The following is a 23,782-nucleotide window of genomic DNA, read 5'->3' on the forward strand; positions in this document are numbered from 1 at the left end:
AGTAATCATACTTTATTTACAATTTTCTACAATATTATCAACGGAATTATTTGATGAAAATGTTACCTAAATCAAATTTTGCGAGCAAAAATCACAAAAAAACCACCGCACTTTTTCGCTAAAACAGCCCAATAAAAAAGCCGAACGGAAATCCATTCGGCTTGTTATTCTCTATCAGTGGCGATCAAGCAAGATCGTCAATCACCACATACACCTTGGTTGTCGGGCCGTGTACACCGACCACTTTAACTAGCTCAATATCCGCAGTAGAACTTGGGCCTGAAATGATGTTTACACAAGATGGCATTCTTTCCCCTAACACGGCTTTATCGTGCAGAATTTTGGCAAGTTGTGCCACACGCGGTAAAACAAGGCTTTTGCGCACCACAACAATGGATTTTTCTGGCAATAAGCTCACTGAACGGCCTTTGTCTTTGCCCGAAAATAGCACGACACCGCCTGATTCAGCCAAGCCATATTCTGCATAGTTAATGCCGATATTGGCTTGTTCTGCGTGTTTTAAGTTTTCATCGCCATTTTGCGGTAACCAAATATCCGCATCATAATTGGCTTGTACATCTTGCGTAATGCCAAGTTGCGCTAAGCGTTCATCGCCTGTAAGGATAATTGGCCCACCGCCATATTTTTCACAGGCAGAAAGCACCGCACTTTTTGCTTCCGCTTCGTTGGTTTCGATCACATCAACCATCATTGCTTTTGCCGATTCAATAAAAGTTTGGCATAAGGCTTGCGGATCAAGATCAGTTAAACGCGTTGTGGCGTAATCATTTAGCGGCGCAGGCATTGGCTCTGGCACAAGCTGGCGTGGACGTCCCATTCGTTCCGCAAGTTTGTTTAGGAAGTTTTCTCTATTTTGTGCGTCCATTATTTTGCCTCTCTTTTGTTAAACCATTCACGGAAACTTTCGCCATCAGCACTTGGCAGATCGCGCGCTTTTGTCCATTCGGCCAATGCGCCAAATTCAAGCGGTGCTTTACCATTTTTGATGAATTTGCTTGCCACTTTCGCACCCACATTCACGCCCACTTTCCATAAGGTTGGGTGAGAATTGGCAAAGTTGAAACCAAAGATAGATAAACGCTCTGCGGTTGGTGTCATACCACTTTGGGCAATATGCTCACGGTGTTTTAAGATGAGCTGTGCCAATGGAATTTTCACTGGGCAAACGGAGTTACAGGCAGTACATAACGAGCAGGCATACGGCAATTCTTTGAAGTCTTCATAACCGCCTAATAATGGTGAAATAACCGATCCGATTGGGCCGGGATAAATTGAGCCATAGCCGTGTCCACCAATTTGACGATAGGCTGGACAAGTATTTAAGCACGCACCACAACGGATACAACGCAATACTTCTTTAAATTCGCTTTCGAGAATTTTAGAACGTCCATTATCCACGATAACCAAATGGAATTCTTCAGGGCCGTCCGTTTCGCCGGCAAGACGCGGGCCAGTGAGCCAAGTGTTATAACCAGTTAATTTTGCGCCGACTGCACTTCTGGCAAGCATTGTGATTAAAACATCGACTTCCTCAAAGGTAGGCGCAATACGTTCCATTCCCATCACGGCAATGTGCGTTTTCGGTACCGTGGTGGCAAGACGCAAGTTTCCTTCGTTGGTAACCAAGCAAAGGCTACCCGTTTCTGGCACAGCAAAGTTACACCCACTCACGCCGATGTCTGCTTCTAAGAAGTCTTGACGAATTTTTTCGCGAATGAACAAGGTCATTGCTTCTGGCGTTTCTGGGCCGTCATAGCCTAATTTTTCGTGTAAATCTTTACGGATTTGATGGCGATCTTTGTGAATGGCTGGCACAACAATATGAGAAGGGCGATCCCCTGCAATTTGTAGGATATATTCCCCTAAATCCGTTTCAATCACCTTGATACCTTCGGCTTCCAGCACTTCGTTCATACCAATTTCTTCGGTTACCATTGATTTGGATTTCACGATTTTTTTGGCATTTTTCTCAAGGGCAACTTGGCGAATATAATTGGTGGCATCTTCTGCAGTTTCAGCAAAATACACTTTCCCGCCATTTTCCATCACTTTTTCGCTTAATTGATATAAGTAAGCATCAAGATTGGCTAAAACGTGGTTACGAATATGCTTTGCCTCATCACGCCATTCTTCCCAATGACCAAGTTCGTCCACCATTTTTTGGCGATTTGTACCAATGCGTTCTTGCGCCATTACAATGGCTTTACGCATAATGTCATTGTGAATTTCATTATCTACACGTTTTTTAAATGCAAGATTGCTGGTTTTTAATGACATCTTATTTTCCCTCCTGCATTAATACTTCGGCAATGTGCATCACTTTCACTTTTTTGCCTTCACGACTTAAACGTCCGCCAATATTAAGCAAACAGCTTACATCAGCCCCGATTAAATAATCAGGGTGAACCTCTGTGATATGTTCCACTTTTTCCGTTACCATTTCGCCAGAAATTTCCGCCATTTTCACCGAGAATGTTCCACCAAAACCGCAACAAGTGCTTTGGTTGTGAATTGGCAATAATTCTAGCCCTTTCACATTTTGTAATAAGGCTAAAGGCTCGTTCACAATGCCTAATTTACGGCTTAAGCTACAAGATGGGTGATATACCGCTTTTCCTGTTAAAGTCGCGCCCACATTGGTTACGCCTAATTTATTGACGATAAAATCGGTTAAATCATAAAAACGATCAGCCACTTTCTGCGCGCGTTCTGCCCATTCTGGCTCATCAAAACGGTTAAAATATTCAGGATAGGTTTTAATCGCGTAAACACAAGAACCCGCAGGGGCAACGATCGGATAATCATTGACTTCAAAGGTTTCTACCAAGTTTTTCATTCCAGCTAAGGCTTGTTTGGTATAACCACTGTTCAGAGAAGGCTGACCGCAGCAACCTTGTTTTTCAAGGAATACAATATTACAGCCGAGCTTTTCTAGTAATAATACGGTGTTTTTTGCAACGCCTGCTTTTACCACATCAGCGATACAAGTAACGTAAAAATTTACGTTCATAAATTACTCCAACATAATCAAATAGAAATGAGAAATCAGGCAAAGTTGCCTCTGCCTGATTTGTAATAATTCACACTAAACGTTAAAGAAAAGTGGAATAATAAAGAGTGCAACAAGTGCGGCAATAATACCATAAACGATCATTGGAACGATGGTTTTCTTAATGATTGTGCCTTCTTGTTTATCAATATTTAATACCGAGCTTACCGCAACGATGTTGTTGATACACACCATATTCCCCATTGCGCCGCCAACAGATTGCAAGGCAAGAACAAGGGTCGCAGAAAGACCAGTAATTTCCGCAGTGGAAAGCTGAACACTACCAAAGGTTAAGTTAGAAACAGTGTTTGAACCAGAGAAGAACGCACCCACCGCACCTAAGTAAGACGCAAATAATGTCCAATATTCGCCTGTGGCTTCCGCAAAACTTCTACCGATAATTTTCACCATTGAATTATCGCCACCCACAAGCATTAAGTTCACCATAATTAATGCACCAACAAGGGCTAAGAATGGGTTGCGAGTTTGTCTTAAGCTGCCCATAAAAATATCTTTGGTTTTGCTTGCAGATAATGCGAACAATGGAATTGAAATTAATACCGTTACCACAAATGGAATTAATGCTGGCACATAAAGCAATTTATAGCTAGCATTCACCGATGTACCAAAAATTTGTTTTAAGCTGAAAATTAAACCGTGGCTAATTTCAAATAAACCTAATGAGCCTAATTGTACGCTAAACCAAGTTGTCGCATCGTTCATCATTGCTTTGAATGGCAATTGTTGTAAACGTGTTACGATTAAAATCGCAATTAATAAGCCTGTTGGCAATAAGGCTTTCACTACTTGGCCTGTGCTTACTGCGTTATCGTCAAGGTTATTTTCTACTTTGGCTAAACCAATGCCTTTATTTGCTACAAACACAGACACCAATAAACCAATTGCACCACCCACTAATGATGGGAACTCATAGTTCACTTGGGCCAATAAGAAATAAGGCACAACACAAGCGAAAATGCTGATATAAATAAACACAAGGTTTTTACGAATTTCACTCCAACCTACGATTAAACGTAACGCCATTAATGGAATAATTAATGCAGCAAAAGAGTGAATAAGCGCTGACATTGAACCAATTTCAAGAATTTGGTTATCCGTTAAATTTAATGGGCCGAAACCAAACCAAGTTGGCGTCCCTACCGCCCCAAAGGAAACCGGTACAGAGTTCATAATTAAGGCAAGCATTGCCACTTTTAATGGCGGAAAGCCTAAGCCCACTAAGATCGGTGCAGCGATCGCCGCTGGCGTCCCGAAGCCACTCGCCCCTTCAATCATAAAGGCAAATGCCCAACCGATAATCATAATTTGTGCAACAGGGTTTGGATTAATATTACCTAACCATTTACGCAAGGTATTCGTTGCACCTGAGATTTCAGAAAAACGGTTAAATAAAATCGCACCAAAAATTACCGTAATTGGCGTTTGAACCGCCACCAATGCGGCTGTTACATTGGCACTCACAATAGAAATATCTGTGCCAAAGAAAATAAATTGAATAATTAATACCACTACCGCAATCCACGGCAATGCCACATAAGATGGCAACGCATTGCGTTTTACCATTAAATAAATTAATAAAACAATCGGAAAAATACTAAGAAAAAGAGCCATACAAACTACTCCATCAATAATTAATGTTATGACTTAAATGAGATCGCCATTCTATGCTGATTTAAACGTTTTAGTAAAACATTTGTTAAGAAATTATGACAACGATCACAAAAAATTTTAACATTTTGCTAAAAATACTTCCTTATGGTTAGCCTTTAGCCAGCCTGATAAGTCATTTCTCATTAAGGGCAAAATCCGCTATAATTAGCCAATTTTGCAAAAAACTTATTATTTTTTCACCGCACTTTGCTTTTGCTGTGAAAGAAAATTTGCCCTAACGAATATAGAGGTTTTTATGACAACTCCCGTAGTTGCCCTTGTGGGTCGCCCAAATGTAGGAAAATCCACCTTATTTAATCGCCTAACGCGCACCCGTGATGCCCTTGTAGCCGATTTCCCCGGCTTAACTCGCGATCGCAAATATGGCCAAGCCAATATTGCTGGCTATGATTTTATCGTGATTGACACTGGCGGTATTGACGGCACAGAAGAAGGCGTAGAAGAAAAAATGGCCGAGCAATCCTTGCTTGCCATTGAAGAAGCAGACATCGTGTTATTTCTGGTGGACGCACGTGCAGGGCTGACTTCCGCCGATATTGGCATCGCCCAATATTTACGCCAACGCCAAAACAAAACCACCGTGTTAGTTGCCAATAAAACAGACGGTATTGATGCAGATTCCCATTGTGCAGAATTTTATCAGCTTGGTTTAGGCGAAGTGGTTCAAATCGCTGCTTCACAAGGCCGTGGCGTAAATGCCTTAATGGAACAAGTACTTGCGCCACTTGCTGAGCAAAATGCTGAAAAAGAGGCCGAGCAAAACCAAAATGCGGTGCAAAATAACGAAGAAAATCAAGAAGATGAATGGGATCACGAATTTGATTTCAACAACGAAGAAGATGGCCAGCTATTAGATGAAGCCCTTGCGGAAGAAGAAAGCGAGCAAGAGCAAAACATCAAAATTGCCATTGTAGGCCGTCCGAACGTAGGGAAATCCACCCTAACCAACCGTATTTTAGGCGAAGATCGCGTGGTGGTTTACGATCTTCCCGGCACAACGCGCGACAGCATCTCCATTCCAATGGAACGTGATGGTCAGCATTACACCATTATCGACACTGCTGGCGTGCGTAAACGCGGCAAGGTGCATTTGACGGTAGAAAAATTCTCTGTGATCAAAACCTTACAAGCCATTCAGGAAGCCAATGTGGTGCTACTCACCATTGATGCGCGTGAAGGCATTTCCGATCAAGATCTTTCCTTACTCGGCTTTATTCTCAATGCTGGGCGTTCTTTAGTGATCGTGGTGAACAAGTGGGACGGCTTAGATCAAGAAGTAAAAGATCGCGTGAAATCAGAATTAGATCGCCGTTTAGACTTCATTGATTTTGCTCGCGTCCATTTTATTTCTGCCTTGCACGGCAGTGGTGTGGGCAATCTGTTTGATTCCATTAAAGAAGCCTATGCTTGCGCCACGCAAAAAATGACAACGTCAATGCTCACGCGTATTCTACAAATGGCAACAGATGAACATCAACCGCCAATGGTTAGCGGTCGCCGTATTAAATTGAAATACGCCCACCCTGGTGGTTATAATCCGCCAATTATTGTGGTACACGGCAACCAAATTGACCGCTTGCCAGATAGCTATAAACGTTATTTATCAAACTATTATCGCCGCAGCCTGAAAATTATTGGCTCTCCAATTCGTTTGATTTTCCAAGAAGGCAGCAATCCATTCTCGGGCAAACGCAATAAACTCACGCCAAATCAGCTGCGTAAGCGTAAACGTTTGATGAAGTTTATCAAAAAATCGAAGAAATAAAATTGGCTGATAATTGCGATAAAAAAAGTGCGGTAAAAATTACCGCACTTTTTTGTTAGTAAATGAAATTAACTGCGAAACACCATTTTCGGCGGTTCATTATCCACAACGGTATTTTCATCAATAATCACTTTTTCAAGATTTTCGATTGATGGCAAGTCATACATTGTGTCAAGCAGCAAGCCTTCTACGATAGAACGCAAGCCGCGCGCGCCTGTTTTACGTTCTAACGCTTTCTTCGCCATTGCCACTAAGGCTGCGCGAGTAAATTCAAGGGTAACATTTTCAAACCCAAACAAGGCTTGGTATTGCTTGGTGAGAGCATTTTTCGGCTCGGTAAGAATTTGAATCAAGGCTTCTTCATCTAATTCTGCAAGGGGTGCAATCACAGGTAAACGTCCGATAAACTCTGGAATTAAGCCAAATTTCATTAAGTCGTCTGGCTCAACTTGAGTGAATAATTCGGTCAGTGTGGCTTTATCGTTCTGCCCTTTTACTTCCGCGCCAAAACCGATGCCACTGCCAACGTGAACACGTTTTTCTACAATTTTTTCTAAGCCTGCAAACGCGCCACCACAAATAAACAAGATCTTAGACGTATCAAGGCGTAACATTTCTTGCTGTGGGTGTTTGCGTCCGCCTTGTGGTGGAATGGAAGAAATTGTGCCTTCAATTAATTTAAGCAAGGCTTGTTGTACACCTTCCCCTGATACATCACGGGTGATTGAGGCGTTTTCAGATTTACGCGTGATTTTATCAATCTCATCAATGTAAATAATGCCTTTTTCTGCTTTTTCGATGTCATAATCACAATTTTGCAATAATTTTTGCAGCACGTTTTCCACATCTTCCCCCACATAACCGGCTTCGGTTAGCGTGGTGGCATCTGCCATTGCGAAAGGCACATTTAAGGTTCTGGCTAAGGTTTCCGCGAGCAAGGTTTTTCCGCTTCCTGTTGGGCCAATTAGCAAAATGTTACTTTTACCTAATTCCACATCATCTGATTTATACCCTACTTGCTGGCGTTTGTAGTGGTTATATACCGCTACCGCTAGCACTTTTTTGGCATAATCTTGCCCGATAACATAATCATCTAAATGGGCGCGAATTTGGTGTGGGGTTGGTAATTCTGTGGTTTGATTTGCTTCCGCTTGCTCTTGCTTTTCGGCATCAACCAGCAAATTATGGCAAAGCTCGATACATTCGTTACAAATCGCGCCGTCTTCACCTGCGATCAATTTTTGCACTTCACTGCGTTCCTTGCCGCACATTGAGCAATGGAGCTGTTGTTCTGTTGTCATAACTTATTCCGTTTCTCTTTTCACTAATACTTCATCAATTAAACCGTATAATTTCGCTTCTTCGGCGGTCATAAAATTATCGCGGTCAGTGTCTTGTTCCACTTTTTCAAAAGGCTGCCCTGTGTGGAACGCTAATCTTTCATTTAAGGTGTGTTTAATTTTTAAGATTTCTTGTGCGTGGATTTGAATATCCGAAGCTTGTCCACGATAGCCACCTAACGGTTGGTGAATCATCACGCGTGCATTTGGCAATGCTGCACGTTTACCCGGTGCGCCGCCCGCTAACAAAAATGCCCCCATTGAGCAGGCTTGCCCAATACATAGGGTACGCACATCAGGTTTGATGAATTGCATTGTGTCATAAATTGCCATTCCTGCCGTTACCACACCGCCCGGTGAATTAATATACAGGCTAATATCTTTATCTGGATTTTCTGATTCTAAAAACAGCAGTTGAGCCACGATTAAATTCGCCATATTGTCCTCAACTTGACCGCTTAGAAAAATAATACGCTCTTTTAATAAACGTGAATAAATATCGTAAGAACGTTCGCCACGCGCGGTTTGTTCAACCACCATAGGAATTAAAGCCATTGTATTCTCCATTGGTTTTCCTTTTCTATCAAGGGGTTATAAAAAGTTATAGTAAATTGAATTTAAACCATTGCTTTGCACTGAGTTAAGTTCAAGCCACTTGAAGGGTGAATTATATAACAAAAGTGCGGTCATTTTTGTGAAAAAAACGACCGCACTTTGAAATCAATGAGTTACAGCAAATTATGCTTGTGGATTCATTACTTCATCAAATGATGCTGGTTTTTCGGTTACCTGTGCTTTCGCTAACACGGCATCAATGGCTTGATCTTCTAAAACAACGTTACGAATATTGTTCATTAATTCTTTGTTGTTTTTGTAGTATTCCACCACTTCTGCTGGTTGTTCGTAAGCAGAAGCAATATCTTGAATCATTGCGTCAGCGCGTGCTTCGTCCGCTTTTAATTCATTTGATGCGATCACTTCAGAAAGCAATAAGCCAACTTGAACGCGGCGTTTTGCTTGCTCTTCAAATAATTCGCGTGGTAATTGTGCCGCTTGTTGTGCATTGCCACCAAAACGTTGCGCAGCTTGTTGGCGTAACACTTCAATTTCTTGTTCAACGGCTGCAGCTGGTACATCAATTGGGTTTTGTTCAATTAACCCTTCGATAACTTGATTTTTAACGCGTGCAGTTAAAGCATTTTTCAATTCACGTTGCATATTTTTCGCGATTTCTGCGCGTAAATCTGCCACAGTTTTGGTGTTCGGGCCGAATTTCGCCACGAATTCATCTGTTAATTCAGGCAATACCATTACTTCTACTTTTTTCAAGGTAATCGCGAATTTCGCTGCTTTACCTTTTAAGTTTTCTGCGTGATATTCTTCAGGGAAAGTGACATCAATATCAAATTGATCACCAGCTTTGTGGCCAATGATACCTTCTTCAAAACCAGGGATCATTCTGCCTTGGCCCATTGCTAATACGAAGTCTGTTGCTTTGCCGCCTTCAAATTCTTCGCCATCAACCGTACCAACGAAATCAATGGTTACACGATCATCGGCTTTTGCTGGCTCTTGGGTTTCTTCCCAAGTTGCTTGTTGTTTGCGTAACACATCAACCATTTTGTCAATGTCTGCTTCGCTGATTTCAACAACAGGTTTTTCTACTTTAATTTGATCTAAACCTTTTAATTCTACTTCTGGATACACTTCAAAGGTTGCTGTGAAAACAAGATCTTTACCAGCTTCAAACTGTTCAACGTTGAAACTTGGACGACCAGCAAGATTCACTTTGCTATCTACAAGCACGTTGAAGAAGTGTTTTTGTAATAAATCACCTAACACATCTTGACGCACAGATGCACCAAAACGTTTTTCAATAATATGTGGTGGTACTTTACCTTTACGGAAACCATCTACGCGTGCATTTTTTGCGACACGTTTTAATTCTTCACGCACCGCTTGATCTACGGTTTCAGCAGGAACGGTGATAGTTACACGACGCTCAAGACCTTGAGTTGTTTCAATATTAAATGACATTATGTTACCTCAAAATGAATTTGCACTCGGCGAACACTAACACCGAACACGTTAGTAAAAAGTTAAAAAGACACCAAATTATAGCGATACAACGCTCGCCAGTCGAGATATTGAGAAATAAAAAACCACAACTGGCTATTTTTTACGCTAAAAAAAAGAAAAGCCTTACAGAATAAGGCTTTTGCTACGCGGTTAATTAAAGTGATTTTGGTAAACGAATTTTCTGACCTGGGAAGATCTTATCCGCATCTTTGATCACTTCTTTATTGGCTTCAACGATAGCGGTGTATTTCGCCCCATTGCCATAGGTTTTTTCTGCAATTTTCCAAAGAGTATCGCCTTTTTGGATCACATAAAATTCTTCATCAGTTGCTAGGCTCTCACCGTTTTCAATGGCTACACCATCAACATTCACTGAATTAATGCCTACCACGTTACCTGCCATTAAAATCGCCTTTTCTAAGGCTTCCGCAGAGGCCGCATTCCCTTCAATTTTAGCCACGCCATCTTCCACTTTAACAGAAAGATTTTCCACCCCTGGATTATCTTCCGCAATGTGTTTTTCCACGGCTTCCGAGGCTTCTTCTTTTTTAGAGAAAAGTTTTCGACCAATATCGCCAACAAAATCAAATAAACCCATTTTTAGCTCCTTACGTTAAGTAAATGTTGAATAAAAGGTTAAAGGATAACCTTAGCGAATTATCGGAAATAAGTCTAGATATTACTAATAAAACAAGGAAATTTTTCGCAATTTTCGTCAAAAAATCACCGCACTTTTGCCACTAAAAAAGTGCTAGCATTAAGTGAGCTGTGTAATAGCAATAGAAAGATCGTCATTCAAATTGCCGCGATTAACCACCATTGCCAAGTTATATTGATTTAACGATTGATAAAACTGTGCCAGCGCATTATCTAACAAATGCTTTAATTGACATTGGGGGTGCAAGGTACATTGCGGTGAAAGGCAATTCACAATCTGTACATCACCTTGCAAGGTGCGCAACATATCTCCTAAGGGCAAACCTAATGTGCTTTCCGCCAAACGAATACCGCCGCCTTTGCCACGACTGGTAATCAGCCATTGTTGTTTCGCCATAAAATGGACGATTTTGACCAGATGATTTTGTGAAAGGTGAAGTTGCTTGGCAAGGCTGGCGATTGTGTGCGTGTATTCCTGCTGACGCGCAAGATAGATCAGCACACGAAAACCATAATCAGTAAATTTATTAATTTGCATTGCAACTCCTTAGGTGGTGCATTGTAGTCTATTTCACCACTCCTTGCTAGATTATGGCTTATTGATAAATAATCACTTGCCAGCCTAGCATTAAAAATGTATTTTAAATACATCTTTAATAAACCAAAAGGACTTTCTATGTCATTAACAGCAAATCAAATTGAATTAGTGAAAGCCACTGTGCCAGTGCTACGCGAAAACGGTGTTGCGCTCACTTCTTATTTTTATAACAGAATGCTTACCAATCACCCTGAGTTAAAACAAGTGTTTAACCTTGGACACCAACGCAGCGGTGCGCAAGCGCGTTCTTTAGCAAATGCAGTATTAGCTTATGCGGAAAATATTGAAAATCCAGCCGTGCTATTGCCAGCAGTTGAATTAATGGCGCATAAACACGTCAGTCTTGATATTCAAGCCCCTGACTATGCCATTGTGGGCAACAACTTACTTCATTCGATTAGTGAAGTATTGCAAATTTCAATGGACGATCCATTAATTGAAGCTTGGACAGCGGCCTACAATCAATTAGCGGATATTTTGATCAGCACAGAAAAAGCCATTTATGACGAACATCAGCAAACTAAAGGGAGCTGGTTAGGCTGGCGTAAATTCAAAATTGCTAAGAAAGTGGAAGAAAGCAGTGAAATTACCTCTTTCTATTTACAGCCTGTTGATGGTGGCGATTTACCAACTTACAAAGCAGGACAATATATCTCGGTGCGTGTTTTCGTTCCTGAATTAGGCTTAAAACAGCCGCGTCAATATACCCTTTCTGATAATCCAAAATCAGACTATTTACGCATTTCAGTAAAACGTGAAGATCCAAAAGGTGAGCTAGCAGGCGGCTGGGTTTCTACCACCTTGCACGGATTAAATGAGGGCGATGAAATTGAAGCCACTGCGCCAACGGGCAACTTCTTCTTAATTGATAGCCAAAAACCAAATGTGTTTATCAGTGGTGGTGTGGGCTTAACTCCTATGATTGCAATGCTTAACCAGTTAGTAGAGCAAAATGTACCTTCGCCTGTGAGCTTTATCCACGCTTGTCGTAATGCCGATGTACACGCAATGAAAGCGCACGTTGATGAGGTAAAAGCGCAATATCCAAATGTTAGCACCTTTACCGTTTATGAAGTGGAAGATGCGCAAGCAGACGCCACAGGGCGTTTAGATTTAAGCCAAATTCCAACCGCACTTTTACCGAAAGACGCGGATTACTACCTGTGTGGCCCAATGGCATTTATGCAAGCGCAGTACAAATCTTTAGTAGATTTAGGTGTGCCAGCAGAGCAAATCCATCTTGAAGCCTTTGATACAGGCGGGATTAAATTAAGCTAATTTCGCGAAAATATCACAAATAAAAAATCTGCATCTTAGATGCAGATTTTTTTATTTTTTCGTTCAAGAAATAATGGCAGATTATTCCACCAAATAGCTCGCTGCTTTCACCACAATATCAATGGCGTTTTGTTCCGTTTGATGAATGGTTTCTTCATTTGGGATTTCTTGCTGTGTACGGTTTACAATCGCACCAGCCACCATACCAGCACGCAAGCCTAGGGCGGAACACATTGTAAATAAGGTGGCACTTTCCATTTCATAGTTCATTACATTTAGCTCTTGCCATTGTTTTAATGAGCCTTGATAGTGGCGGTAAATTTTGCCAGTGTAAGTATCGTAGCGCTCTTGCCCTGGGTAGAACGTATCTGATGACGCGGTGATACCAATATGCACTTTCGCTTTATCACTTTCTAATGCTGCTTTGTGAAGCATTGAAGTACAAGTAAAGTCCGCTACCGCTGGATATTCTAATGGCGCGAAATGACGGCTTGCTCCATCTAAACGCACCGCTCCTGTGGTGATCAAAATATCACCTACATTAATATGCGGCTGAATTGCCCCTGTTGTGCCAATGCGTAGGAAAGTGCGCACGCCTAGTTGAGCCAATTCTTCCACAGCAATAGAAACCGAAGGCCCACCAATCCCTGTGGAACAAACCACTACGGCTTTGCCATTAAGATAACCAAGCCAAGAAGTAAATTCTCTGGTCGCGGCTAAAAATTTTGGATTGTCCAATAAACGAGCAATACGCTCAACACGTTCTGGCGCACCGGGAACAATGGCAAGTTGCGCGCCATCTAACATTGCTTTCGTTAAGCCTAAGTGAAAAACATCAGACATAATGACTCCTATTTTAGTTATAAATGAATGAGTTATGGAGTAATATCACGCAAAATTGGATTTTGCATTGAAATCAAGGTTTCGGTAGATTGAATTTCATCAATCAACTGAATTTTGGTGGCTAACACCGCGTGAAGCTCCGCAATAGTGTGGGTCATCACCTTAATAAAAATGGAATAATTCCCCGTGGTGTAATAAGCTTCCACCACTTCTTCAAATTTTTCTAATTTCGCGATCACCTTATCGTAATCTTTCGCGCTTTTGAGAATAATGCCAATGAAACAACAGACATCATAGCCTAGTTTACGCTGATCAATGCGGATCTTTGTGCCTTGAATAATACCCGCTTGACGCATTTTTTCTACACGAACGTGAATTGTCCCAGGGCTTACGCCAAAATTTTTCGCCATTTCAGCGTAAGGGGTACGCGCATCTTTGAGCAACACACGCAGGATTTGTTTATCTAAATTATCAATATTGTGCATTTTCTCTTTCCAAAATTAGATTTATTTTAAAATTATAGCCGATTTTTTAATGAAAAACCATTTGCAGTGCTATTTTTATTTATAGGTATTGAATTTCACTCCCACATCATTAAATAATATGCAACGAAAAATCAAAACCAATAATAAACAAGGTTCATAAAATGGAAAAATCATTTATTTTACAACAACAAGAAATTAGCTTTGCTAAAAACACGTTTACCCAAAAACTTTTGGAACATTTAGGTCTTGTAGAAGTTCAAGGCCCTATCCTAAGCCAAGTTGGCAATGGTATTCAAGATAATCTTTCAGGAACAGAGAAGGCAGTTCAAGTAAATGTGAAGCAGATCACAGATGCCACCTTTGAAGTGGTTCATTCTTTAGCCAAATGGAAACGCCACACCCTTGCGCGTTTTGGTTTTGCGGAAGGTGAAGGCTTATTTGTGCATATGAAAGCCTTGCGTCCAGATGAAGATAGCCTTGACCAAACACACTCTGTGTATGTTGATCAATGGGATTGGGAAAAAGTGATCCCAGCAGGTCGCCGCAACCTAGATTATTTAAAAGAAACCGTGCGTGAAATTTATCAAGCAATCTTAGAAACAGAAGCGGCAGTAAGTGAAAAATTCGGTTTGACTCGTTTCTTACCGCAAGAAATCACTTTCATTCACAGTGAAGATTTAGTGAAACGCTACCCAGGAATGAACGACAAAGAACGTGAAAACGCCATTTGTAAAGAATACGGTGCAGTATTCTTAATTGGTATCGGTGGCGAATTATCAGACGGTAAACCACACGACAAACGTGCGCCAGATTATGATGACTGGACAACCGTTTCTGAGGGCGAATACAAAGGCTTAAACGGTGATATTTTAGTTTGGAACCCAACCTTAGAACGTGCTTTCGAGCTTTCTTCAATGGGTATCCGTGTTGATGAAACCGCTTTACGCAAACAGCTTGCCATTACAGGTGATGAAGATCGCTTGCAATTTGACTGGCACCAAGATTTAGTAAACGGTCGCTTACCCCTTTCTATCGGCGGCGGTATCGGTCAATCACGTTTAGCGATGTTATTGTTGCACAAAAAACACATTGGTGAAGTGCAATCAAGCGTATGGCCAAAATCTGTAATGGAAGAGTTTGCCAACATTCTTTAATTCATTAAGACAATAAAATAAGAGCGGTGAAAAATCTTGAAATTTTCCACCGCTCTTTTTATTTATAACATCAATGTATTACAGAATAAAACGACTCAAATCTTCGTTTTCTACCACTTCGCCGAGGGCATCTGCAACGTAAGCACCGTCAATGATAACTTGTTCGCCATTCATATCGCTGGCGTTGAAGGAAATTTTATCCATTAAACGCTCCATTACCGTATGCAAACGGCGCGCGCCAATGTTTTCAGTTTTCTCATTGACACGGAAAGCGGCTTCGGCAATTTTCTTAATCGCATCTTGAGTGAAGGTGATATTCACGCCTTCTGTTGCCATTAGGGCTTTGTATTGCTCTGTCAAAGACGCGTTTGGCTCGGTTAAAATTCGCTCAAAATCTTCCGCACTTAAGGCTGAAAGTTCTACGCGAATTGGCAGGCGGCCTTGCAATTCAGGGATTAAATCGGAAGGGCGCGCCACTTGGAATGCACCAGAGGCGATAAATAAAATATGATCGGTTTTCACCATTCCGTGTTTGGTGCTAACCGTTGAGCCTTCCACCAATGGCAGTAAATCACGCTGTACGCCCTCACGCGAAACATCTGCGCCACTGTATTCCCCTTTTTTACAGATTTTGTCGATTTCATCAATAAACACAATGCCGTTTTGCTCTACCGCTTCAATGGCTTTTTGTTTGAGTTCTTCAGGATTAATTAATTTCGCCGCTTCATCATCAACAAGGGCTTTGAACGCGTCCTTAATTTTCATTTTGCGGGTTTTGGTTTTGCCGCTCGAAAGATTTTGGAACATTGACTGCAACTGGCTCGTCATTTCTTCCATTCCTGGTGGTGCCATAATTTCCACGCCCATTGATGGTGCAGCAACATCAATATCAATTTCACGATCATCAAGCTGTCCTTCACGCAATTTTTTGCGGAACACTTGACGTGTGCTGCTATTGGTATCGTGATTTTCCACTTCACCCCATTGGTTTTTTGCTGGGGGTAATAAGGCATCTAAAATGCGATCTTCTGCCGCTTCTTCTGCACGGAAACGATTTTTTTCGATTTCTGTTTGACGCACGAGTTTCATCGCACTGTCAGTCAGATCGCGGATAATGGAATCCACCTCTTTCCCTACATAACCCACTTCGGTAAATTTTGTGGCTTCCACTTTGATGAAAGGGGCATTGGCTAATTTCGCTAAACGGCGCGCAATTTCTGTTTTACCCACCCCAGTCGGCCCGATCATTAAGATGTTTTTAGGGGTAACTTCGTGGCGTAATGGCTCTTGTAATTGCATTCTACGCCAGCGGTTACGCAGGGCGATAGCCACTGCTCTTTTTGCATCGGCTTGACCGATAATATGTTGATCTAATTCAGAAACAATTTCACGAGGTGTCATTTCAGACATAATCTAATCCTTTTTTCTAAACCATTTATTCAAAATAAATGGGATTAATGTGATGTTAATTTTAACACGATAACACCACCTACAATCATCATTGCCCCTAATGCTCGCCAAAATGTGAGTGCATCATCATAAAACAGCACGCCAACAATAAAAGCACCAGCAGCACCAATTCCTGTCCATACGGCATAGGCGGTTCCCATTGGCATGGTTCGCTGTGCAAGGTAAAGCAATGTGCCACTGCCGATCATAAAAATAATCGCAAGCAGTGATCCCAACAGTGCTTTGTTAGGCTGGGTAGCCATTTTCAAGCCAATTGGCCAGCCAATCTCAAGCAAGCCTGCACAAACTAAATAAATCCACGCCATTTTAACTCTACGCGTTAAGGCAATTCTTCAATGGTGAAATTTGTGTTGGTATAAACGCAAATATCCCCTGCAATTTTGAGCGATTTTTCTACGATTTCACGGGCTGAAAGATCGGTATTTTGCACTAACGCGCGTGCCGCAGACATTGCGTAATTGCCGCCCGAACCAATGGCCAAAATCTGATCTTCTTCAGGCTGTACCACATCACCAATTCCGGTAATGATCAGGCTTTCTTTCTCATCTGCCACAATCAACATTGCTTCAAGTTTACGCAACGCACGATCGGTACGCCAATCTTTAGCTAATTCCACCGCACTTTTAAGCAAATGCCCTTGGTGCATTTCCAGCTTACGTTCAAATAATTCAAACAGAGTGAACGCATCTGCGGTGCCGCCAGCAAAACCAGCCAACACTTTATTGTTATATAAACGGCGCACCTTGCGCGCATTACCTTTCATTACTGTGTTGCCAAGGGAAACCTGACCGTCTCCGCCCACAACCACCTTGCCATTACGGCGTACACTTACGATCGTTGTCATAGAAGTTCCTTTTATTTTGGATAAAAATTTATCAGAGATATGGGGATAAAAAAGACAATTTCAAGGAGAAATAAGCAGATTATTTTTTGATAACCAAATTGCGCTGATCATTTAGAGTAAAAACAGCGGAAAAAATCGCCTTCGATGGCTTAATTTTACTCCAAATTAGGCAAAAAAGATGCCTGCAAGAAAAGCGATAAACACGCCCATTCCCACATAATTGTTATTTAAAAAGGCTTTGAAACAATCTTCACGGCGGCGATGGCGAGTGAGTTTACATTGATAAACGAAAAGCAATGCCGTAAGCGCAAGTAAAATAAAATAACTATAATGCAAATGGGATTGGTAACCGATGAGAACGAGCAATCCTAAGGCAATAAATTGCAATAAAGCAATGATTTTATTGTCATATTGCGCAAACAAAATGGCGGTGGATTTCACCCCGATGCGCAAATCATCATCACGATCCACCATCGCATATTGCGTGTCATAAGCCACTGTCCAGGCTAAATTCGCCACAAACAGCAGCCAACATTCTAAGGGCAGTTGTTCGACTAACGCGCCATAGGCCATTGGGATAGACCAACCAAAGGCCGCGCCTAAGAAAAATTGCGGAAGATGGGTATAGCGTTTCATAAAGGGATAAATAAAGGCCAACAGCACCGCAATAAAAGACAAGCCAATGGCATAATAATTCAGAAATAGCACCAAAATAAAGGCGCAGAATATCAGCCCTGCAAAAAGTAATTTGGCTTCTTTTTCGCTGACTTTTCCCGTTGCTAAAGGACGCTGTGAAGTGCGTTTTACTTTACCGTCAATGTGGCGATCCGCATAATCATTAATCACGCAACCTGCGGCACGCATAATGATCACGCCAAGCACAAACACCATTAGCACCGAAATAGGCGGAAAATTTTTCTCTGCCAAAAACAATGCCCAAAGCGTTGGCCACAATAACAATAATGTGCCAATGGGTTTGTCAAAACGCATTAATTGTGCGTAAGCAGTGAGTTTTTCCGAAAGTTGAGGCATAGTCCTAAATCAGCTAAATCAAAAGTGCGGTTATTTTACTTGAAAAAATCGCAAAGGTCTTGAACAAATTGATCTATGTCAATAAGATAGCGCATTATTTCACGCATAAATAAAAATAAGGAAAAAAATGACCGCACTTAAAGAAATCACGCCACAGCAGGCTTGGCAAATGATGAACGAAGAAAATGCCACGCTGGTGGACATTCGCGATTTCCCCCGTTTTACCCATAGCCACCCAAAGGGCGCGTTTCACTTAACCAACCAAAGCTATGGCGAATTTCAGCAAAAAGTGGATTATGACGATCCCATTATCGTGAGCTGTTATCACGGTATCAGCAGCCGCAACGTAGGCGCATTTCTTATCGAGCAAGGCTACGATAATGTGTATAGTATGCAAGGCGGTTTTATGGGCTGGGAACAAGCAGACTTACCGCTCGAAGGCGAAGCGGTGCAAGGGGAAAATGCCGCTTAATCCTGCGCTGATCCGCTATCATCTGGTGAATGTTAGGTTAAATCCCATCATCTTCTGCGTGCGCTGTTCTTTTTGTTTTCTGTTGTGCTGAAAGTGTGGTGATGCCTTGATTGGCGCTGGTGAGAGCTTGTGTGACTAACTCAAAAAACTCAAGCTCATCTTTCGCCATTATGGTTTCAATCAGCATTTGTAAATTCGTGCCAACAATCACCTCTGCGTGCTCAAACTGTTGTGCAATCATTGCACATTGGCGAAATGGCGTGCCCCCTAAAATATCACAACAAAAAAGCACCGCACTTTCCTGCTCCGCATTAAGATATTGTTCGATATTTTGGCGTAATTGTTCTGGCGTGATTTGCTTATCATCAAAATCAAAAAAGGCCACCTTTGGATATTGCCCAATAATTTGCTCCAGCGCACTTTGTAGCCCTGTGGCGAAATGTCCGTGTCCGCTCACGATCAAGGTTGTCATCTTTTTCTCCTTATTGATCTAAAATAGATAAAAATGCCGAGCAAACACTCGGCATTCATCACAATAATATTTATAGGATACCTGCAAAACGTCCACCGATACCAATCACTACGGTGAGAATGATTAAGCGTAACGGCGACCAGTTACGTTTCACTAAATAGTACATCAATAAGGTGTACACCAATGGTAAAAAGGCTGGCATTAGCTTGTCTAACACATCAGCTTGCACTTTCACCACGGCATCACCAGCGGTGATTTCTGCGGTGGTTTGGAAACGAATGTAAGTGGCAACTAATGCGCCAATCACGGTCATACCAATCATTGATGCGGCGTGTGACACTTTTTTCGTGTTAGCCTTAATGGTTGGAATAGCTGCTACCCCCATTTTGTAGGCATAATGGGCTAAACCAAAACGTAAACCAAAATGCACGATATTGAATACCACAAAGAAGAAAATCGCCCCAAGGATCGAGCCTTGTAATGCCAAACTTGCGCCAATACCGCCGCAGATTGGCAATAAGGTGAACCAGAATAAGGCATCACCAATGCCGCCTAATGGGGCACCCACGGCGATTTTTGTGCTTTGAATGGCGTTCACTTCCTGTTTGGAACGTTCCATTGCTAGTACAATGCCCATTACGAATGTAACAAGGAACGGGTGAGTGTTGAAAAAGCCCAAATGCCCTTTCATTGCCTTGCTTAAATCCGCTTTGTTGGTGTGAATTTTTTTCAATGCGGGGCTAATTCCATATAACCAACCTGCCGCTTGCATACGCTCATAGTTAAAAGAAGCTTGTAGTAATAAAGAACGCCACGCCATCATATTAATATCAGATTTAGTGAGTTCTGTACCCATTGTTTGATCTTCGTACACATTGTCATTTTGTACGTTTTGACGTGCTTTAGATTCCATCTTGAAACTCCTCTTTTTGCGTTGCTTTTGTTTCAGTATTGCCTTTACGCATATAATCAATCAATGCCATTGCAACTGCCGCTGCAGCAATTGCTAACACTGGCAGATTAAGCCAAGCAGCGCCCACAAAACCTAGGATAAAATAAGGGATATAGGCATTTTTCATCATAATTTTCATTAATACCGCAAACCCGATAGCTGGCATAATGCCCCCTGCCACGCCTAAGCCATCAATCACTTCTTTTGGCAACATTGCAATGATTTTACCGGCATATTCCGCACCAAAGTAAGTTGGCAAGAACGCACAGAAGAAATAGAACGTACCCAGCACTAACAAACCAAGATAGTTCACATAATCAATGCCTTTGAGATTGGCTTCTTCCGCCATTTGATCACAACGGGACATAACCGCTGACATTACGGAGAATAAGAAGGTGATCCCCATTTGCACCGCAATGGCAAACGGCACAGCAACCCCAACGGCCACTTTTGGATCGGTTTTGGTAGTGATGGCAAATGCCGTTCCCACGATTGTGCCAATAATCACATTCGGTGGTTGCGCGCCTGCTAATGGTGCAAGCCCCATCCAGACTAATTCAAGGGTACCGCCAACTAAAATCCCTGTTTGTAAATCCCCTAAAATCGCTCCCACAATAGGCCCTAATACAACTGGTCTATGAAAATGCGTTAAACCATTATAGAGGTCAAGACCTGCAAAGAATGCAAGTACACCCAATAAGAGTGCCTGTAAAAGTCCAATTTCCATAGTTTCCTCGCTTCTTTCTTACAATAATTTAAACAAATCTATTGCATCTTCGGTTGGCACACCTTGAATAAAGCACTGCACACCAAGCTGGCGTAGCTGTTCAAATGCCGCTCTGTCTTTATCATTTACGGATACGGTTTTATGGATCTGTGTTTTGCCCTCCTCATAATGCATATTGCCTACGTTAATTTTGTCAATTGGCACGCCACCTTGCACTAAGGTTAAAAAATCACTCGGTGTTTTGCACACAAGTAAAATTTTTTGTCGATCCGCGGCGCGATGGATATTGTCAATCACCTTTTGCAACGGCCAAAAGCGCACATCAATGCCTTCTGCCAGCACCATTTCCATTAGGTTTTGTTGCATTGGATCTTCAGCCACTTCATCATTGGCAACGAGTACTAAATTCGCCCCAGCAAAGCCAACCCATTGCACGCCCACTTGACCGTGGATCAAACGTTCATCAATTCGATTTAACACAATATTTGGCATAACACTCTCCTTGCTAACCTGTTTTATGTATTTTCTTTTTACGCCTAAAAAATAAGGAAAGCAAAGAGTAAAATAAAGAAGTGTGACAGAGATCTAAAAATATTTTTTGGAGTGTAATTGAAGTAATTGAGTAAAAAGAAAAGAAAGAAATGATCAAATATACGCAAGATCATTTGCGAAAATGATTAATCTAAAACCCAATAATGTTGCAAAATGATCTTGTCAATTAAAAGAAAATCAAGCCATTGCGGCTCGTTCAAAATTGAAAGGCTTTATATGGCGAGTTCGATGTTGTTTTAATTCCCAGACATCATAGGCTGATTGTAAGCCCAACCATAATTTGGCTGTACTAATGCCAGCATCTTCTAATGCTAATGCAATATTTGCCGTCATTGGTGCTTTGCCATGCACAAGACGAGAAATAGTTTCTCTTGCAAAACCAAGATGATTAGCCAAATCTTTAATTTGAATGTTATGTGGTTCAATAAAACCATCGTAGAGTACAATTCCTGGGTGGGTTGGTTTTCTCATCTTGTTCTCCTAATGATAATCTTCATAATTCAAAATATATGCATCACCGTTAATAAACTCAAAAGTAATCCGCCAATTTCCTGATACCGTCATTGACCAGATTCCCTCTCTATCCCCTTTAAGTTTATGACATTGATACAACATTTGAAAATCAGCCACATCTGTTGAGCGATCAATTAAATCTAATATACCGCCGATTTTGCGTAGATGATCTGCTCGTAAACCTTTTGTTATGCCCTTTTCAAAGTATTGCTGTAGGCCTTTATGTTTAAAACTCTTAATCATCGCTATACTCTCATCGTGTGACAATATTACATCACACAATCAAACAAAATCAAAAATAAAGTGCGGTGATTTTTTCGAAAATTTACAGGGTAAAACTGAATGATTAATTCACTGCCTTAATCCGTAACTCTTTCGGTACTTCAAACACGGTGTTTTCTTCGCAGCCTTGTAACTCTTCCACTTGGGTTACGCCTAATTCTTTTAAGCGATTAACTACCGATTGCACTAATACTTCAGGGGCAGAAGCGCCTGCGGTAATGCCGATGGTGGAAACCTCTTTGAGCCACGCGATGTCAATATCATTGGCGTCATCAATCAGTTTCGCGGTTACGCCCATTCTGGTGGCAAGTTCTGCTAACCGATTGGAATTGGAAGAGTTTTTTGAACCAACAACAATCACTAAATCAGCAATTTTGGCTAATTCTCTCACCGCTTGCTGGCGGTTGGTGGTGGCATAGCAAATATCGTTTTTGCGTGGGCCTTGAATGGCGGGATATTTTTCTTTTAACGCTGCAATCACTTCACTAGTATCATCAATGGAAAGGGTGGTTTGCGTCATAAAGGTAATATCATCTTCTTTCGTTAGCGCAAGTTTGGCGATGTCTTCCACATCTTCCACCAAATAAATACCGCCTTGTGCATTATCATATTGCCCCATTGTGCCTTCTACTTCAGGGTGGCCTTCGTGTCCAATTAGCACCGCTTTTGTGCCTTTTCGGCTAGCACGTGCCACTTGCATATGCACTTTGGTTACGAGTGGACAGGTGGCATCAAACACTTTCAGCTCGCGTCTTTTGGCTTCTTGGCGAACAGCTTGAGAAACGCCGTGGGCAGAAAAAATCACTATCGCGCCGTCTGGCACTTCATCTAATTCTTCCACAAACACCGCACCACGTTCACGCAATCCATTTACCACAAAACGGTTATGTACCACTTCGTGGCGGACATAAATCGGCGCGCCGTGAATTTCTAAGGCTAATTCGACAATGCTAATGGCACGATCTACCCCTGCACAAAAGCCACGCGGGTTGGCTAAGATAATTTTCACTGGGCTTTCTCCGTTTTTTTCTCGTTATTTTTGATGGCATCAATGGCAAGCAATGCGGCACCAATACAAATGGCAATGTCCGCCACGTTAAAGACTGGATAATGCCATTGTTGCCAGTAGAAATCGAAAAAATCCACTACAAAACCGTGATACGCACGATCGGCCATATTCGCCAGTGCTCCGCCAATAATTAGCGCATAGGCGGTGTTTTGCAGCCGTTGGCTCACTTTATTTTTGGCTAAGAAAATCACGAGCATTGCGGAAATTCCAATGGCAAGTAGGATAAAAAAGCTTTTCTGCCAGCCTGAGTGATCCGCTAGAAAACTAAATGCTGCGCCATAATTTCGCACATAGGTGAGATTAAAAATAGGCAAAACTTGGACACTTTCGTACAGCTCAAAATGGTTTACCACTAAATATTTGGTAAACAAATCTAAGCAAAATGCCACCGCACTTAGCCAGAGAAATGATAAACCTGATTTAGATTTTGACATCT

The 23,782-nt window shown here is 41.7% G+C and carries 27 protein-coding genes; 4 read left to right on the forward strand and 23 right to left on the reverse strand.

Going from position 1 to position 23,782, the window contains the following annotated elements:
- Nucleotides 1–184 precede the first annotated feature (184 nt).
- From L5B76_RS03875 to L5B76_RS03890, 4 genes are all read right to left on the reverse strand, one after another.
- Nucleotides 185–886 carry a LutC/YkgG family protein gene (locus L5B76_RS03875; protein ID WP_126373312.1) on the reverse strand — a complete coding sequence of 234 codons (702 nt, stop codon included), beginning with the start codon at nt 884–886 and terminating at the stop codon, nt 185–187.
- The gene (locus L5B76_RS03880) at nt 886–2,298 is read right to left on the reverse strand and encodes a LutB/LldF family L-lactate oxidation iron-sulfur protein (RefSeq protein ID WP_115250096.1); all 1,413 of its coding nucleotides are present in this window, start codon (nt 2,296–2,298) and stop codon (nt 886–888) included. The genes L5B76_RS03875 and L5B76_RS03880 overlap by 1 nt, the downstream gene beginning before the upstream one ends.
- Before the next feature lies 1 nt (nt 2,299).
- The gene (locus tag L5B76_RS03885; protein WP_265754299.1) at nt 2,300–3,031 is read right to left on the reverse strand and encodes a (Fe-S)-binding protein; all 732 of its coding nucleotides are present in this window, start codon (nt 3,029–3,031) and stop codon (nt 2,300–2,302) included.
- Nucleotides 3,032–3,106: 75 nt separating this feature from the next.
- A complete protein-coding gene (locus tag L5B76_RS03890) occupies nt 3,107–4,702 on the reverse strand; it encodes a lactate permease LctP family transporter (RefSeq protein ID WP_115250098.1) in 1,596 nt (531 codons plus the stop codon).
- A gap of 295 nt (nt 4,703–4,997) precedes the next feature.
- Here L5B76_RS03890 and der point away from each other — a divergent pair, with 295 nt between their 5' ends.
- Entirely contained in the window at nt 4,998–6,527 is a 1,530-nt protein-coding gene (gene der, locus L5B76_RS03895) for a ribosome biogenesis GTPase Der (protein WP_265754300.1), read from the forward strand.
- A gap of 68 nt (nt 6,528–6,595) precedes the next feature.
- Here der and clpX read toward each other — a convergent pair whose 3' ends face one another.
- The 5 genes from clpX to L5B76_RS03920 all read right to left on the reverse strand — a co-directional run bounded on the left by clpX (nt 6,596) and on the right by L5B76_RS03920 (nt 11,141).
- On the reverse strand, nt 6,596–7,828 hold the full coding sequence (gene clpX / locus L5B76_RS03900; protein WP_265754301.1) for an ATP-dependent protease ATP-binding subunit ClpX: 1,233 nt from the start codon (nt 7,826–7,828) through the stop codon (nt 6,596–6,598).
- Nucleotides 7,829–7,831: 3 nt separating this feature from the next.
- Nucleotides 7,832–8,422, reverse strand: a complete 591-nt coding sequence (clpP, locus tag L5B76_RS03905; RefSeq protein WP_103855701.1) for an ATP-dependent Clp endopeptidase proteolytic subunit ClpP — start codon at nt 8,420–8,422, stop codon at nt 7,832–7,834.
- Between the two features lie 183 nt (nt 8,423–8,605).
- A complete protein-coding gene (gene tig, locus L5B76_RS03910; protein WP_265754303.1) occupies nt 8,606–9,904 on the reverse strand; it encodes a trigger factor in 1,299 nt (432 codons plus the stop codon).
- Nucleotides 9,905–10,100: 196 nt separating this feature from the next.
- On the reverse strand, nt 10,101–10,544 hold the full coding sequence (lysM, locus tag L5B76_RS03915; RefSeq protein ID WP_103855692.1) for a peptidoglycan-binding protein LysM: 444 nt from the start codon (nt 10,542–10,544) through the stop codon (nt 10,101–10,103).
- A gap of 159 nt (nt 10,545–10,703) precedes the next feature.
- Nucleotides 10,704–11,141 (reverse strand): RrF2 family transcriptional regulator, encoded by a 438-nt coding sequence (locus L5B76_RS03920; protein ID WP_265754304.1) that lies wholly within the window; start codon nt 11,139–11,141, stop codon nt 10,704–10,706.
- A gap of 138 nt (nt 11,142–11,279) precedes the next feature.
- On the opposite strand from L5B76_RS03920, the gene hmpA reads away from it, so the two are divergent.
- Nucleotides 11,280–12,479: an NO-inducible flavohemoprotein gene (gene hmpA, locus L5B76_RS03925; protein WP_265754305.1), complete on the forward strand. Its 1,200-nt coding sequence runs from the start codon at nt 11,280–11,282 to the stop codon at nt 12,477–12,479.
- A gap of 81 nt (nt 12,480–12,560) precedes the next feature.
- Here the strand turns inward: hmpA and udp are convergent, their stop codons facing one another.
- Both udp and asnC read right to left on the reverse strand, forming a co-directional pair.
- Nucleotides 12,561–13,322 (reverse strand): uridine phosphorylase, encoded by a 762-nt coding sequence (gene udp, locus L5B76_RS03930; RefSeq protein ID WP_265754307.1) that lies wholly within the window; start codon nt 13,320–13,322, stop codon nt 12,561–12,563.
- Between the two features lie 32 nt (nt 13,323–13,354).
- Nucleotides 13,355–13,807 carry a transcriptional regulator AsnC gene (gene asnC / locus L5B76_RS03935; RefSeq protein WP_265754309.1) on the reverse strand — a complete coding sequence of 151 codons (453 nt, stop codon included), beginning with the start codon at nt 13,805–13,807 and terminating at the stop codon, nt 13,355–13,357.
- Nucleotides 13,808–13,968: 161 nt separating this feature from the next.
- Between asnC and asnA the strand changes: the two genes are divergently transcribed.
- On the forward strand, nt 13,969–14,961 hold the full coding sequence (gene asnA, locus L5B76_RS03940) for an aspartate--ammonia ligase (RefSeq protein ID WP_103853522.1): 993 nt from the start codon (nt 13,969–13,971) through the stop codon (nt 14,959–14,961).
- A 78-nt stretch (nt 14,962–15,039) separates the two neighbouring features.
- On the opposite strand, the gene hslU is transcribed toward asnA, so the two are convergent.
- From hslU to ubiA, 4 genes are all read right to left on the reverse strand, one after another.
- Nucleotides 15,040–16,371: an HslU--HslV peptidase ATPase subunit gene (gene hslU / locus L5B76_RS03945; RefSeq protein ID WP_265754310.1), complete on the reverse strand. Its 1,332-nt coding sequence runs from the start codon at nt 16,369–16,371 to the stop codon at nt 15,040–15,042.
- Nucleotides 16,372–16,415: 44 nt separating this feature from the next.
- Nucleotides 16,416–16,736, reverse strand: coding sequence for a DMT family transporter (locus tag L5B76_RS03950; protein ID WP_265754311.1), 321 nt, complete (start codon nt 16,734–16,736; stop codon nt 16,416–16,418).
- A gap of 14 nt (nt 16,737–16,750) precedes the next feature.
- A complete protein-coding gene (gene hslV / locus L5B76_RS03955; RefSeq protein WP_017805350.1) occupies nt 16,751–17,275 on the reverse strand; it encodes an ATP-dependent protease subunit HslV in 525 nt (174 codons plus the stop codon).
- Between the two features lie 165 nt (nt 17,276–17,440).
- Nucleotides 17,441–18,307 (reverse strand): 4-hydroxybenzoate octaprenyltransferase, encoded by an 867-nt coding sequence (ubiA, locus tag L5B76_RS03960; protein WP_265754313.1) that lies wholly within the window; start codon nt 18,305–18,307, stop codon nt 17,441–17,443.
- 127 nt (nt 18,308–18,434) lie between these two features.
- On the opposite strand from ubiA, the gene glpE reads away from it, so the two are divergent.
- Nucleotides 18,435–18,779, forward strand: a complete 345-nt coding sequence (glpE, locus tag L5B76_RS03965; protein WP_194750913.1) for a thiosulfate sulfurtransferase GlpE — start codon at nt 18,435–18,437, stop codon at nt 18,777–18,779.
- Nucleotides 18,780–18,816: 37 nt separating this feature from the next.
- On the opposite strand, the gene agaF is transcribed toward glpE, so the two are convergent.
- The 8 genes from agaF to lspA form a co-directional block, all read right to left on the reverse strand.
- The gene (agaF, locus tag L5B76_RS03970) at nt 18,817–19,251 is read right to left on the reverse strand and encodes a PTS galactosamine/N-acetylgalactosamine transporter subunit IIA (RefSeq protein WP_265754314.1); all 435 of its coding nucleotides are present in this window, start codon (nt 19,249–19,251) and stop codon (nt 18,817–18,819) included.
- A gap of 70 nt (nt 19,252–19,321) precedes the next feature.
- Entirely contained in the window at nt 19,322–20,164 is an 843-nt protein-coding gene (agaE, locus tag L5B76_RS03975; RefSeq protein ID WP_265754315.1) for a PTS N-acetylgalactosamine transporter subunit IID, read from the reverse strand.
- On the reverse strand, nt 20,154–20,930 hold the full coding sequence (gene agaW / locus L5B76_RS03980; RefSeq protein ID WP_103853840.1) for a PTS N-acetylgalactosamine transporter subunit IIC: 777 nt from the start codon (nt 20,928–20,930) through the stop codon (nt 20,154–20,156). Before agaW ends, agaE begins: the two co-directional genes overlap by 11 nt.
- A gap of 18 nt (nt 20,931–20,948) precedes the next feature.
- A complete protein-coding gene (gene agaV / locus L5B76_RS03985; protein ID WP_103854788.1) occupies nt 20,949–21,422 on the reverse strand; it encodes a PTS N-acetylgalactosamine transporter subunit IIB in 474 nt (157 codons plus the stop codon).
- 237 nt (nt 21,423–21,659) lie between these two features.
- Complete coding sequence (locus L5B76_RS03990) at nt 21,660–21,953, reverse strand: HigA family addiction module antitoxin (RefSeq protein WP_265754316.1); 294 nt, start codon at nt 21,951–21,953, stop codon at nt 21,660–21,662.
- A gap of 9 nt (nt 21,954–21,962) precedes the next feature.
- On the reverse strand, nt 21,963–22,238 hold the full coding sequence (locus L5B76_RS03995) for a type II toxin-antitoxin system RelE/ParE family toxin (RefSeq protein ID WP_194750908.1): 276 nt from the start codon (nt 22,236–22,238) through the stop codon (nt 21,963–21,965).
- A gap of 103 nt (nt 22,239–22,341) precedes the next feature.
- Nucleotides 22,342–23,286 carry a 4-hydroxy-3-methylbut-2-enyl diphosphate reductase gene (gene ispH, locus L5B76_RS04000; protein ID WP_265754319.1) on the reverse strand — a complete coding sequence of 315 codons (945 nt, stop codon included), beginning with the start codon at nt 23,284–23,286 and terminating at the stop codon, nt 22,342–22,344.
- Nucleotides 23,283–23,780 carry a signal peptidase II gene (gene lspA, locus L5B76_RS04005; protein ID WP_265754321.1) on the reverse strand — a complete coding sequence of 166 codons (498 nt, stop codon included), beginning with the start codon at nt 23,778–23,780 and terminating at the stop codon, nt 23,283–23,285. The genes ispH and lspA overlap by 4 nt, the downstream gene beginning before the upstream one ends.
- Nucleotides 23,781–23,782 lie beyond the last annotated feature (2 nt).

Origin of the sequence: Avibacterium sp. 21-594 (assembly GCF_026226815.1) — a bacterium.
Classification (GTDB): domain Bacteria; phylum Pseudomonadota; class Gammaproteobacteria; order Enterobacterales; family Pasteurellaceae; genus Avibacterium; species Avibacterium avium.